Source organism: Isoptericola aurantiacus, from assembly GCF_044769875.1.
Taxonomy (GTDB): Bacteria; Actinomycetota; Actinomycetes; order Actinomycetales; family Cellulomonadaceae; genus Isoptericola; species Isoptericola aurantiacus.
The window spans coordinates 921,220-934,012 of the sequence record NZ_JBJBAE010000001.1 but is presented as its reverse complement, the minus strand read 5'-3'; the positions used below and the strand labels follow the sequence as shown (position 1 = coordinate 934,012).

Genomic DNA, 12,793 nt, shown 5'->3' with positions numbered 1-12,793 from the left:
AAGTAAGTTACGATTTAATTACGATAGCCGCGAAGCGGGCCATCGGGTCACACCGGGCTGGCAGGGTGAGCGGACGCCCGACGCCGGAGCGGGTCTGATGGAGGTCTGATGAGGTTCGGCCGCGTCGTGCGTCGCGCGACGGCAGCCCTGGCGGGTACAGCACTGCTCTTCTCCCTGACGGCGGCGCAGGTCGCCGTGGGGAGCGGTACGACCAGCGGGTCCAGCAAGGTGGCGACGAGAGACGTGAAGGTGACGGCCTCGGCGTCGGCGCCGCGCACCGTGCTGCTCCGGCCGGGCGGGTCGACCATGCGGATCGAGGTGACGTTCTCGACGACGGGCGATGCGTTGGAGGTCAGGGACGGGGCGAGCCTCCTCGTGGGGTCCCGGAAGGACCACCACAGCTGGACCGGGGGCGACCTGGAGCTCGTCGGCGGTACCACGTATCGCGCGACCGTGCCGCTCGGCGGTGACGCCGACGCGCGCGGCTCGTGGGACGTGTTCCTCCGGGCGTCGGTACGCAGCACGTTCGACTCAGGTGCGATGGCGTGGGACCGGGTGGAGTTCGACCGGGCCAAGGTCGCGTCCTTCCGGGTCAAGCGGCCGTCGAAGATCGACATGTGGACGGGTCACTACGACGGGCTCACGGTGCTCACGGGCACGGCCTCCGAGAAGGAAGGAACAATCGCTGGCGTCACCGGATTCCGGCCGATCCCGGGCGCCAAGGTCACGGTCTACTTCGACCCCGCCGGCGCAGCGACGCGTCGGCACGTGGCGACGACGCACACGGCGGCCGACGGTACGTATCGGATCGAGCGACAGCAGCGGAAGACCGGCAGGTGGATCGTCAAGATGGCCGCGACCGCCGACCACCCGTCCAGCACGGCGGCCCGGAAGGTGCGTGTCGGATGAGCGGGCACCGGTGGATCAGTGGCGGCCTTGCACTCCTTCTCGTCCTGACGGGGGCCGGCGCCGGGTCGGCGTCGCCTGAGCGCGTCGTCGTCACCGACGGCACGGTCGAGGTCGAGGCGAGCGTGCGGGTCGACGACGTGGCGACGGGCAACGAGACCGACGTCGTCGTCGACCTCGAGCTGTCGTCAGAGGCGGGGGACGTCACGGCCTCCAACGGTTGGGTCGGCTTCCGAGGGCCGGACGGTGACACCGTGGGCGCGAAAGTCGCCGCCCGGGTCGACGAGTCTCGTCTGCGTGCCCGCATGCGGCTGTACAGCGGTGCGGATCCCGGAACCTACACGGTCGACATCATCTCCCTCCCGGTGGACGTGGCCCTGCCCGACGGCACGGTGCGCCAGCTCGCGATGGAGCATGACGCCGTGGCGACCTTCGTCGCGCGGCCCGAGTCGGACCTGCGACTCGACGTCGCGCCCGAAGCAGTCGCCCGGGGGCAGAAGGTCTACGTGCACGGCTCGCTCGACGTGGGCTTGCTGGACGGACGAACCTCGGCCCATCCGGAGCCTGGGGCCGGGGAACCCGTCGAGGTCTACTTCAACCCTTCGGGCTCGGCTCCGCGTGAGCTACGAGCGACCCTCACGGCCGACGAGGGCGGTTACTTCGGCCGAGAGTTCACGGCTGACTCCTCGGGCCGGTGGAGTGTCGAGTACGCAGGGACGAACACGACGGCACCGGCGCGGGAAGACGCGTGGATGTCGATCCGCCGGGTCGACGGCCCGTCGAAGTCGGGCGTGGCCACGACGAAGGTCCGTGGTGAGACTCTCCGTGCCCGAGTGACCGTGCCGCGCTCCGTCACCGTCGGCATCCGGCCGAAGACGATCGTCGCCGACGTCTCGTACCTGTTCCCACGCGACACCGCGAACTCTTCGGGGCTGACCGCGTGCCACCACAAGCCGCGCGTGTGCGACGGTCGCACCGTCAGCACCTTCTCGCAGATCTGGGACGGCAACACGGAACGCACCCTGCTGTACCTCGACGCGACGTCCCCGGCCGGCGACTACGCCGTGACTCTCGAGTCGAGGGGCTATCGCGTCTACGGGTCCAACGACGCGGCCGACGTCGACTTCTCCGGCAACCAGACCGCGACGACCTTCCGGCTCAAGCACACCACGCGGATCGGCGTCCACGCCTCGAAGGCGCGAGCCGCGAAGGACACCAAGGTCGTGCTCTCGGGCCGCTTGAAAGAGGCGCGCGCCGAGTACGGCGTCGCGGGATACCACGGCGTCCGCGGCGCGACGGTGAAGGTGTCGTTCGACCCGGACGGCCCCGGCGGCCCGCGTTACCGCAAGTCCGTGAAGACGGGCAAGGGTGGGGCGTACAGCGTCTCGGTGCGTCCGCAGCGGTCCGGGACGTGGATCGTCGAGTTCGACGGGTCGCCGAAGAAGGCCGCCGACGCCGACAAGGTGCGTATCCGCACGCGGTGAGTCCACGGGTGGTGGCCCGCGGCGTCGTCCCGGCCGCACTGCTCGGACCGTAGCGCGCGTCCGCGGGGAGTCGCCGCGCGCCGAAGGCACTCGCACCATACGGTCGGGGCACCCGGCCCCCTGCCGGAACATTTCTGAGGAGGACAGGCGAATGGGTCTCTTCGGCCGTCGTACATCGGCCGGCGCCCGCCCGAGCACCGAGGCGGCGCCGCAGGTCGAGCAGAGCACGCCCGGACGCGGGGCGTCGCGTCTGTGGTCGGACGGCTTCGGTCGGGTCGCGACGCGCTCGGTGCAGACCCTCGCGGTGGTCGCTCTCGTCGCGGTCGCGGTGTTCGTCGGCACGCGGCTGACGCTCGTCGTCATCCCGATCCTCATCGCGCTCGTGCTGGCCGCGGCGATCTCTCCGCTCGTGTCGTGGCTCCGCCGTCACGGCGTGCGGTCGATGCTCGCGACCTGGCTCTCGCTCCTCGCGCTGGTCGCCATCCTGGCGACCGTCCTGTGGCTCGTGGTGCTGGCCGTGGTCGAGCAGTGGGACGACCTGCAGCAGCAGGCGCTCGACGGCTTCGACTCCCTGCAGACGCTCGTCCAGGACCTCCCGTTCAACATCTCCTCCGAGCAGATCAGCTCGGTGCGCGACTCCGCTCTGGGGCTGCTCCAGTCCAGCGCCGTCGGGTCCGGCGCCCTGGCGGGTGTCTCGCAGACGGCGGACTTCGTCACCGGCTTCTTCATCATGGTCGTGGTGCTCTTCTTCTTCCTCAAGGACGGCCCGGCGATGTGGGAGTTCCTGCTGCGACCGTTCCAGGGGCGCGCCTACGAGCGGGGGCAGCGGGTCGGCGACGCCGCGGTGTCCACCCTGGGTGGCTACGTCCGTGGCACGGCGATGATCGCGGTCGTCGACGCGGTCGGCATCGGGATCGGACTCGCGATCGTGGGCGTGCCCCTGGCCGTCCCGCTGTCCGTGCTGGTCTTCCTGCTCGCCTTCATCCCGCTGGTCGGCGCCACGCTGGCCGGCGCCCTGGCCGCGCTGGTGGCGCTGGTCGCCGTGGGGCCGGTCGAGGCACTGATCGTCGTCGGGATCGTCATCGCCGTGAACCAGCTCGAGGGCACGTTCCTCCAGCCGGTCGTCATGGGGCGGACGCTGCGCCTGCACCCGCTGGTCATCCTGTTCGCGCTGACCGCGGGCACCGTGCTCGCCGGCATCACCGGTGCCGTGCTCGCCGTGCCGATCGCCGCGTCGATCTGGCGGGCGATCCAGGTGTGGGACGGGCCCGACCTGCCGGCGAAGTTCGCCCGGCAGAAGCGGGCGGAGTCCGTCTGACGACGAGCGGGAGCGACCGCGACGAGGCACGCACGAGCACCGGCCCGGTCGTCACCCGGCCGGCACTCGTCGTGGGCCCGAGAGGTGTCCGTTCAGGACTGGACGAAGGCCAGCAGTGCCTCGTCGACCTCGGTCGCACGGGCGGCCGTGCTGCTCGACGCGGACGCAACGAGCGAGGCGGAGCCCAGCCTGCCCGCGGGGCCGGTGAGGCGCGGGGCCGGTGAGGCCCGCGGCTACGTGGCGACCGCCGTCGTCGTCGGGGGTGCGCAGGTCGTGCAGAACATCCGCCGGCCCAGGTCGGTCTCGCTCGGCGCGCCGGGGGAGTACTCCACCTCCTCGTGCGCGTGCGCGACCCGGGTGTGCCGGGTGCACGAGGCGGCTCCGCACTGCGAACAGACCGTGACCGCCGGGGTGGTGGCCTGGTGCTCGGTGGCACATTCGAAGCAGTTCATCGGACATCTCCTGACATGGGTGCAGCGCGGCTCCGTCGCGCTCGCTGCCGGCCGTCCCGGAGGGGGGTCGACCCCTCCAGTCTGGCAGCGTGCGCGTGACCCGCACGGGGGCTGCACGCCGAGCAGGGTCCCGGCCGCCGTCGCATCATGGCGGGAACAGCGGGGGGTCGACCGGGGAGGGCGAGCGCATGGTCGCGCAGGACCAGGTCCAGCTCATCGCGTACGCGGACCGCCTCGGCGGTGACCTGCGTGGGCTCGCCGACTTCCTGCGTCGTGACGAGGTCGCCGGCGCGTTCGGCGGCGTGCACGTGCTGCCGTTCTACACGCCGTTCGACGGCGCGGACGCGGGCTTCGACCCGGTCGACCACACCGCCGTCGACCCCCGGCTGGGCACGTGGGACGACGTGCGCGAGCTGGCGCGCACGCACGACGTGATGGTCGACCTCATCGTGAACCACGTGTCCGCGGACTCGGCCACGTTCCGCGACGTCGTGGCCCGGGGTGACGCCTCGCCGTGGGCGCCGATGTTCCTGACGATGTCGTCGGTGTTCCCGGACGGCGCGCGGGAGGAGGAGCTCGCGCGCATCTACCGGCCCCGGCCCGGGCTCCCGTTCACGGCGATCCGCCTCGGGGACCGGCTGCGCTACGTGTGGACGACGTTCACGCCGCAGCAGATCGACGTCGACGTCACCTCCGCCCTCGGCCGCGAGTACCTGACCTCGATCCTCGACGCCACGGCCCGCGCGGGCGTCCGCCTGGTCCGTCTCGACGCCGTCGGCTACGCGGTCAAGACGCCGGGCACCACCTGCTTCATGACGCCCGAGACGTTCGACTTCATCGCGGACTTCGCCGCACAGGCGCGCGAGCGCGGTGTCGACCTGCTGGTCGAGGTGCACTCGTACTACCGGCGCCAGGTCGAGATCGCCCGCGCGGTCGATCTCGTCTACGACTTCGCCCTGCCCCCGCTGGTCCTGCACGCCCTGTACACCGGCGACGGCACGGCGCTGGTGGACTGGCTGCGCGAGCGGCCGCGCAACGCGGTCACGGTGCTCGACACCCATGACGGCATCGGGGTGATCGACGTCGGCCCGGACCAGACCACCCCGCCGGGCGAGCCCGAGCGCCCGGGGCTCCTCACGCCCGAGCAGATCGACGCGCTCGTGGAGGGGATCCACGCACGCACCGGTGGCGCGTCGGCGCACGCGACCGGGGCCGCGGCGTCGAACCTGGACCTGTACCAGGTGAACTCCACCTTCTACGATGCGCTCGGCCGCGACGACGCCCGGTACCTCGCGGCGCGGGCGATCCAGCTCTTCACCCCGGGGATCGCGCAGGTCTACTACGTCGGGCTGCTCGCGGGCCAGAACGACGTCGAGCTGCTGGAGCGCACCGGCGTGGGCCGGGACGTCAACCGGCACCACTACACGGCCGCCGAGGTCGACGCCGCCCTGGCCACCCCGCTGGTGCAGCGCCTGCTCGCCCTGTGCCGGTTCCGCAGCACGTTCCCCGCGTTCGACGGCGACGTGGCCGCCTCCCTCGACGGGTCCCACCTCACCCTGGAGCGCCGTGGCGCCGCGGAGCCCGACGCCGTCGCCCGCCTCGAGGTGGACCTGGCCACCGGCGGGGCGTCGCTGGCCTGGTCCGTCGCGGGGGGTGCCGAGGCCACGGTCGACCTCGGCACCTTCGTCCCGCACGATCTCGGCGACGTCGGTGCGCCGTGAGCCGGCCTCCCGGAGCCGTGCGGACGGCATCGTGCTGGTCCGGTACCCGACGGTCTGTCAGGGTCGTCACGTGAACGAGACATTCGACGACCTGCTCGACGCCGGGTCGCGCGCCGACGTGTCCGGGTGGGACTTCGCCTGGCTGGAGGGTCGCGCGACCGAGGAGCGCCCGCCGTGGGGCTACGCCCGGCTGCTGGCCGACCGACTGGGCACGGCGACGGCCTCGTTGGACGTCCAGACCGGCGGGGGCGAGGTGCTCGCCGAGGCACCGGTCTTCCCGCCGACGGCGGTGGCCACCGAGTCGTGGCCGCCGAACGTGGCGCACGCGACCCGGCTGCTCCACCCCCGCGGTGTGGTGGTGGTCGCCGACCCGGACGAGCCGCCCCTGCCGTTCGGTGACGCGGCGTTCGACCTGGTCACGAGCCGGCACCCGGCGACGATCTGGTGGGACGAGATCGCCAGGGTCCTGCGACCCGGCGGCACCTACCTCGCCCAGCACGTCGGGCCCGCCAGCGCCTTCGAGCTCGTCGAGTTCTTCCTGGGTCCGCAGCCGGGGGCGCGGCGCGGGCGCCACCCCGACGACGAGGTGGCTGCGGCCGAGGCCGCCGGTCTGGAGGTGGTGGATCTGCGCACGGCGCGGCTGCGTATCGAGATCGACGACGTGGCCGCCGTGGTGTACCTGTTGCGCAAGGTGATCTGGTGGGTGCCGGGCTTCACCGTGGAGGCCTACCGCGACCGGTTGCGGGACCTGCACGACCTGATCGCGGCCGGGGGGCCGTTCGTCGCGCACTCGACGCGGCACCTGATCGAGGCGCGCCGCGACCCGACTCGGCCGTGACGCCGCTATCGTCCGGGGATGCGTCTCGGTCTCCTGCAGCGGACCGCCCGGATCGCCGCCGTCGTGGCGGCCGGGCTGGCGATCGCCGACGGCTTCCGGTGGGGCAACCGCTGGTACGTCTCGACGATGTTCGGCGGCGCGGAGAGCGGCGACCTGCTCGCGGTCGAGCGGCTCGTGGGCGCCCACGACGCGCTCGTCGCGGGGCTCGCCTGGCTGTGCCTGGCGATCGTGGCCGCGGTCGTCGGGTGGCGCCCGCCGGCCTCGGCGTCAGCTTCGACGAGCTCGCCTCGCGCGTCGACCTGGGCGGGCTCGAGGGCGTCGGCGACCAGGTGTCCGGACTGGGCGACCAGGTCTCGGGCGCCGGGGAGTCGCTGACCGACCTGGCGGACGGGTTCGACCTGCGCGACCTGTTCTGACCCTGCGTCCGTTCACCCTGACGGCGGGGGCCTCAGCCGTGGCCGGGCCGTCGGGGCTCTGGCCTGCACGTTCGGCCTGCGGTCCGGGCCGAGGCGTGGAAGCATCGCGACTGGCCGGGGTGCAGAGCGCGTGGGGGTCGACGTGAAGACGGTGATCGGCGAGGTCGAGCAGGCGGTCTCCACCGGTTCGTTGCCGGGCTGGGACCTGGTGGACGAGCTGGTCCACGTCGTCCACGACCGGTACCGGTCGCTCGACGAGGGCGTCGTCGCCAGCTACATCCCCGCGCTGGCCGACGCCGACCCGGGCGCGTTCGGGGTGTGCGTCGCGGAGACCTCCGGGGGCATCCACGAGGCGGGGGACACCGCCGTCGAGCTCTCCGTGCAGTCCATCTCGAAGGCGTTCGTCTACGCTCTCGTGTGCGAGGCGCTGGGGCACGAGGCCGTGCGGGAGCGCGTGGGGGTGAACAACACGGGGCTGGGATTCAGCTCGGTGATGGCCCTCGAGCTGAACGAGGGCCACCCGATGAACCCCATGGTCAACGCCGGGGCGCTCGCCACCACCGCGATGATGCCGGGCAGCTCGTTCGCCGAGCAGTGGGAGAACGTCCGCACCGGGCTGTCCCGGTTCGCGGGGCGCCAGCTCACGCTCGACGGCGAGGTGTACCGCTCGGAGTCCGCGACCAACATGCGCAACAAGGCGATCGCGCGGCTGCTGCAGAGCTACGGTCGCATCGACCTCGACCCGCTGGGTGTCGTCGACGTCTACACCCGCCAGTGCTCGCTCCTCGTCACGGCACGCGACCTCGCGGTCATGGGTGCCACGCTCGCCGACGGCGGGGTCAACCCGCTCACCGGCGAGCGGGTGGTCTCGGGCCAGGTCTGCCGGGACACCCTCGCGGTCCTGGCCTCGACGGGGATGTACGAGCGGTCGGGGGAGTGGCTCTTCGAGATCGGGCTGCCCGCCAAGTCCGGGGTGTCGGGCGGCATCGTCGCCGTCGCCCCCGGCAAGGGCGCCATCGGCACGTTCTCCCCGCGTCTCGACCCGGCGGGCAACAGCGTCCGGGGCCAGCAGGCCACCGGCTACCTGTCCCGCGCCCTGGGTCTCAACGTCTTCGCCTCCGCCGCACGGGTGCCGGAGCGCGACGTCCCTCCCGCCGAGCTGACGAAGGACGACCGATGACCGCACCGGATCCCGTCGCGACGACGCCCGCCACCGTGGAGCGACGCTCCTGGCTGCCCATGGTGTCGCTGTTCCTGGCCCAGGTCCTGATGTCCTTCAACGTCGCGGCGCTGCCCGTCTCGCTGGGCGGCATGGTCGAGGACTTCGGCGTCCCGCCGACCGTCGTGAGCTCCACGATCGTCGTCTACGGCCTGGTCGTGGCGGCGCTGGTCATGACCGGCGCCAAGATCGGCCAGCGGGTCGGGTGGGTGCTCGTCTTCCGCGTCGTGGTGGTCACGTTCGGCGTCTCCGCGCTGCTGATGATCTTCTCCCCGACGGTCGGGTGGGCGATCGCGGGGCAGTCGCTCGCCGGGGCCTCGGCGGCGATCATCGTGCCGGCGCTCGTCGCGCTCATCGCGGAGAACTACCGCGGGGCGCAGCAGGCGACGGCGATCGGTGCGCTCGGGTCGGCGCGCGCCATCTCCGGGGTGTCCGCGTTCTTCCTCGGCGGCGCCCTCGGCACGCTGGTCGGGTGGCGGCCCGTGTTCGGCATCGTGCTGCTGCTGGCGGTGGCGGTGCTGGCGTTCAGCTTCACCCTGCGGTCCGACGGCGGCAACGCGGACGTGCACATCGACGTCGTCGCCGCCGTCCTCATCGGCGTGGCGGTCATGCTGCTCACGCTCGGGTTCAACAACCTCAACACCTGGGGCCTGTTCTACGCCACGCCGGATGCACCGTTCGACGTCGGCGGCGTCTCGCCGGCGCCGGTGCTCGTGCTGTGCGGCGTCGTCCTCGGCCAGACGTTCTTCTGGTGGACCCGGCGGCGGATGGCGGCCGGCAGGGTGCCGCTGGTCGACCTGAGCGTGCTGGCATCGCCGCGGGAGCGGGCGGCGGTGTACGCGATGTTCATCATCGTCGCCCTGGAGGGCGCCCTGAACTTCACGGTGCCCCTGTACGTCCAGATCGTTCAGGGCCGCACCCCGTTCGACACGGCGCTCGCGATGATGCCGTTCAACCTCACGGTGTTCGTCACCGCGACGCTCGTGGTGCGCTTCTACCGCCGCTACCCGCCGCGGACCATCGGGGTGTTCGGCTTCGTGCTGACCACCGCCGCGCTGCTCTGGCTCTCGTTCGTCGTGACGAACAACTGGGAGACGCTGCCGACGATCCTGGGGCTGTTCGTCTTCGGCGTCGGCCAGGGCGCGCTGGTCACCCTGGTGTTCAACGTGCTGGTGACCTCCGCACCGACGTCGCGCGCCGGCGACGTCGGCTCGATCCGGGGCACGACGCAGAACCTCGCCTCGGCGGTCGGCACGGCGATCGCCGGGGCCCTGCTGGTGACGCTGCTGTCGTTCAACGTGGGCCGCGCCGTCGTCGAGCACGTCGAGATCCCGCCGTCGCTCGTGGCGCAGGTGGACCTGGACGCCGTGAACTTCGTCAGCAACGACGAGCTGCGCGGGGTCCTGGAGGGCACCGACGCCACGCCCGAGCAGGTCGAGGCGGCCGTCCAGGTCAACGAGGAGACGCGGCTCGACACGCTCCGGCTCGGGCTGCTGATCCTGGCCGGGGTGAGCGCGACGGCCATCCTGCCCGCGAGCCGGCTGCCCGGCTACACCCCCGACGAGATCCCCGACCCGGAGACGTCCGGCGGCCCCGACCCCGACGCCCGGTAGGCCGCCTGCCGGGGTCCACCGCGCCGTCGACCCCGGTCACCGCCCGCTCGACCGGGTGAAATCTGCCGCTGCATCACGGTGGGATAACGCTTCCTCTGCCGCGGAATCACGCGGATCCTGAGGCATGCCCGGCTGCCGCCGAGGCGCGGCGGGTTGCCCGGGGCGGGTGAAGGTCTTGACCGACCCTTGAGCGGACAATGCCGTCCGGATAGCCTCGTCTCGCCGTAGCGTTCTGCGGTGGATGATCGGTTATATCCGTCATGTCGGGGGCTGCTTCTTCACGGGCTCTGCCGTGCGCCGTCGCCATCCTCCGCCGGGCCGCTGCACCGCACACAGAGCGTTCCTGCACCGCGAGGGGCGCACCCGCCACGTCTCGGAGAACACGCCCCGTATGACACCCAGATCAGGCCGCGCCCCGCTCGCCGCCCTGCTGTCCACGTCCCTCGTCGCGCTCGGCATGGCCGTCGCGGTCCCCGCGTCCGCCGACACGGTCGACACCAGCGGACCGGAGATCACCGTCAAGGACTCGTCGGTCGGCGCCGACGGCCGCTACCGCACGGCCGGCTTCAAGCTGCACGACGCCTCCAAGGTCGACAAGGTCGAGCTCAACGGTGTGGTCAAGGACCTCACGGACAGCACCTGGTCGGACGTCAACGGCGTCAAGCCCGGCAGGTTCGGCGGCGTCGAGGGCGCGAACACGCTCGTCGCCTACGACGCCCTCGGCAACACCACGACGCTGGAGTTCGTGCTCGACACCACCGGGCCCCAGGTCACGGTGAAGGACTCCTCGGACGGGGCGGACGGCCGCTTCCGCGAGGTGAGCTTCAAGCTGCACGACGCCTCGAAGGTCGCCGGCCTGACGCTCAACGGCGTGGAGAAGGACCTGACGGACAACGTCTGGTCCGACCTGAACTTCGTCAAGCCCGGGGCTTTCGGCGCCGTCGAGGGCACGAACACGCTGGTCGTGAGCGACGCCCTCGGCAACGAGACCACGCTGGAGTTCGTGCTCGACACGACCGGCCCGGAGATCACCGTGAAGCCGGGCTCGCAGGGTGCGGACGGCCGCTTCCGCGAGGTGAGCTTCAAGCTGCACGACGGCTCGAAGGTCGACAAGGTCGAGCTCAACGGTGTGGTCAAGGACCTCACGGACAACGTCTGGTCCGACCTGAACTTCGTCAAGCCCGGGGCTTTCGGCGCCGTCGAGGGCACGAACACGCTGGTCGTGAGCGACGCCCTCGGCAACGAGACCACGCTGGAGTTCGTGCTCGACACGACCGGCCCGGAGATCACCGTGAAGCCGGGCTCGCAGGGTGCGGACGGCCGCTTCCGCGAGGTGAGCTTCAAGCTGCACGACGGCTCGAAGGTCGACAAGGTCGAGCTCAACGGTGTGGTCAAGGACCTCACGGACAACGTCTGGTCGGACGTCAACGGCGTCAAGCCCGGCACGTTCGGCGGCGTCGAGGGCGACAACACGATCGTCGCCTTCGACGTGCTCGGCAACACGACCGCGATGGAGTTCGTGCTCGACACGACCGGTCCCACGGTCACCACCAAGGACGACACCATCGGCGGTGACGGCCACTACCGCTCCGTGAGCTTCAAGCTGCACGACGCCTCGAAGGTCGCCGGCCTGACGCTCAACGGCGTGGAGAAGGACCTGACGGACGACGTCTGGTCCGACCTGAACTTCGTCAAGCCCGGCGTTTTCGGCGCCGTCGAGGGCACGAACACGCTGGTCGTGAGCGACGCCCTCGGGAACACGACGACCGTCGAGTTCGTCCTCGACAACGAGCGCCCGGTCGTGGAGATCACCGCGCCGACCGCCGGGGCGTCGACGTCGGCCGACGAGGCGGGCGACGTCGTCCTCACCGCGACCGACAACACGCTGCTGCGCCGCATCGGCGCCAACCTCTACAAGGACGGCACGTTCTACGGGCCGATCGGGTCGACGTCGGCCGCCACCGCGATCGGCGAGGCGTCGTGGACGGGCAGCTGGGCGCTCCCGACCGACCTGCCCGCCGGCAGCTACACCGTCCGGGTCGGTGCGTTCGACCTCGCCGGCAACTGGGGCGGTGCGAACGTCGACATCGTGATCGAGGAGTCCGAGGGCACCGAGGGTGAGGACGCCGACGGCACGGACACCGGTGACGGGCTCTCGCTGGAGGGGTCGACCGTCTCGTCCACGAGCGTCGACGGCGTCCCGTGGATCCTCTTCGACGTCTACCTGTCCGACCCGCAGAACGAGTCCACCGGCAACACGGCCTACCTCGAGCTGACCGACGGCACGAACACGACGGAGATCGAGCTGGGTGAGCTCGTCGACGGCCGTCTCACCGGCAGCGTCCTGTGGCCCGGTGCCGAGCTGGAGGAGGACGGCACGCCGTCGGCCTTCCCGGACTGGGCCCTGGTGGACGGGACCTGGACGCGGAGCGAGGGCGAGTACGCCTGGACGCTCGGCGACGTCTCCGCGACCCTGCGGGTCAACCCGGAGCTGCAGGTCGAGATCGCCTACCCGACCGACGCCGGGCCCCAGGTCACCGACGGCGTCGAGGAGCTGGAGCCGGTCGAGACCGAGGACGACGCCGTGGCCGAGCAGGCGGTCGCCGTCGACACCGACACCTCGGCCGAGCCGGTCGCGGACACCGCGGACGCCTCCGCCACCGGGTCGGAGCTGGCGACGACGGGTGCCCCGACGGCCTGGCTGGCCCTCGGTGCCGTGCTGCTGATCGCCGCCGGCGGGAGCTTCCTGTTCCTGCGCCGTCGCGTCCGCGCCTGATCGACGCCGGCCGGAGCTGATCCGGCCCCCGCGCCACGAGCGCCCGGACC

The 12,793-nt window shown here is 71.8% G+C and carries 10 protein-coding genes; 9 read left to right on the top strand and 1 reads right to left on the bottom strand.

The features are described from left to right. Nucleotides 1-108: 108 nt before the first annotated feature. The 3 genes from ACIQLL_RS04295 to ACIQLL_RS04285 all read left to right on the top strand — a co-directional run bounded on the left by ACIQLL_RS04295 (nucleotide 109) and on the right by ACIQLL_RS04285 (nucleotide 3,708). A complete protein-coding gene (locus tag ACIQLL_RS04295; protein WP_402463702.1) occupies nucleotides 109-909 on the top strand; it encodes a hypothetical protein in 801 nt (266 codons plus the stop codon). Further along, nucleotides 906-2,390, top strand: coding sequence for a hypothetical protein (locus tag ACIQLL_RS04290; protein WP_402463700.1), 1,485 nt, complete (start codon nucleotides 906-908; stop codon nucleotides 2,388-2,390). Before ACIQLL_RS04295 ends, ACIQLL_RS04290 begins: the two co-directional genes overlap by 4 nt. 151 nt (nucleotides 2,391-2,541) lie before the next feature. Next, complete coding sequence (locus ACIQLL_RS04285) at nucleotides 2,542-3,708, top strand: AI-2E family transporter (RefSeq protein ID WP_402463698.1); 1,167 nt, start codon at nucleotides 2,542-2,544, stop codon at nucleotides 3,706-3,708. Between the two features lie 233 nt (nucleotides 3,709-3,941). On the opposite strand, the gene ACIQLL_RS04280 is transcribed toward ACIQLL_RS04285, so the two are convergent. Beyond that, nucleotides 3,942-4,160, bottom strand: a complete 219-nt coding sequence (locus tag ACIQLL_RS04280; protein WP_402463696.1) for a DUF2180 family protein — start codon at nucleotides 4,158-4,160, stop codon at nucleotides 3,942-3,944. Nucleotides 4,161-4,348: 188 nt separating this feature from the next. Here ACIQLL_RS04280 and gtfA point away from each other — a divergent pair, with 188 nt between their 5' ends. From gtfA to ACIQLL_RS04250, 6 genes are all read left to right on the top strand, one after another. Next, nucleotides 4,349-5,881 (top strand): sucrose phosphorylase, encoded by a 1,533-nt coding sequence (gtfA, locus tag ACIQLL_RS04275; RefSeq protein ID WP_402463694.1) that lies wholly within the window; start codon nucleotides 4,349-4,351, stop codon nucleotides 5,879-5,881. Between the two features lie 70 nt (nucleotides 5,882-5,951). After that, complete coding sequence (locus ACIQLL_RS04270; RefSeq protein ID WP_402463692.1) at nucleotides 5,952-6,719, top strand: class I SAM-dependent methyltransferase; 768 nt, start codon at nucleotides 5,952-5,954, stop codon at nucleotides 6,717-6,719. A 245-nt stretch (nucleotides 6,720-6,964) separates the two neighbouring features. Continuing rightward, entirely contained in the window at nucleotides 6,965-7,135 is a 171-nt protein-coding gene (locus ACIQLL_RS04265) for a hypothetical protein (protein WP_402463690.1), read from the top strand. 151 nt (nucleotides 7,136-7,286) lie between these two features. Beyond that, nucleotides 7,287-8,315, top strand: coding sequence for a glutaminase A (gene glsA / locus ACIQLL_RS04260; RefSeq protein WP_402464622.1), 1,029 nt, complete (start codon nucleotides 7,287-7,289; stop codon nucleotides 8,313-8,315). Then, nucleotides 8,312-9,967, top strand: a complete 1,656-nt coding sequence (locus ACIQLL_RS04255) for an MFS transporter (RefSeq protein WP_402463688.1) — start codon at nucleotides 8,312-8,314, stop codon at nucleotides 9,965-9,967. The genes glsA and ACIQLL_RS04255 overlap by 4 nt, the downstream gene beginning before the upstream one ends. Before the next feature lie 391 nt (nucleotides 9,968-10,358). Continuing rightward, the gene (locus tag ACIQLL_RS04250) at nucleotides 10,359-12,743 is read left to right on the top strand and encodes an Ig-like domain-containing protein (RefSeq protein ID WP_402463686.1); all 2,385 of its coding nucleotides are present in this window, start codon (nucleotides 10,359-10,361) and stop codon (nucleotides 12,741-12,743) included. The last annotated feature ends 50 nt before the right edge of the window (nucleotides 12,744-12,793 follow it).

Coding starts and splice junctions, on each gene's coding strand:
- ACIQLL_RS04295 (WP_402463702.1), top strand. CDS start 109: ATGAGGTTCGGCCGCGTCGTGCGTCGCGCGACGGCAGCCCTGGCGGGT.
- ACIQLL_RS04290 (WP_402463700.1), top strand. CDS start 906: ATGAGCGGGCACCGGTGGATCAGTGGCGGCCTTGCACTCCTTCTCGTC.
- ACIQLL_RS04285 (WP_402463698.1), top strand. CDS start 2,542: ATGGGTCTCTTCGGCCGTCGTACATCGGCCGGCGCCCGCCCGAGCACC.
- ACIQLL_RS04280 (WP_402463696.1), bottom strand. CDS start 4,160: ATGAACTGCTTCGAATGTGCCACCGAGCACCAGGCCACCACCCCGGCG.
- gtfA (WP_402463694.1), top strand. CDS start 4,349: ATGGTCGCGCAGGACCAGGTCCAGCTCATCGCGTACGCGGACCGCCTC.
- ACIQLL_RS04255 (WP_402463688.1), top strand. CDS start 8,312: ATGACCGCACCGGATCCCGTCGCGACGACGCCCGCCACCGTGGAGCGA.
- ACIQLL_RS04250 (WP_402463686.1), top strand. CDS start 10,359: ATGACACCCAGATCAGGCCGCGCCCCGCTCGCCGCCCTGCTGTCCACG.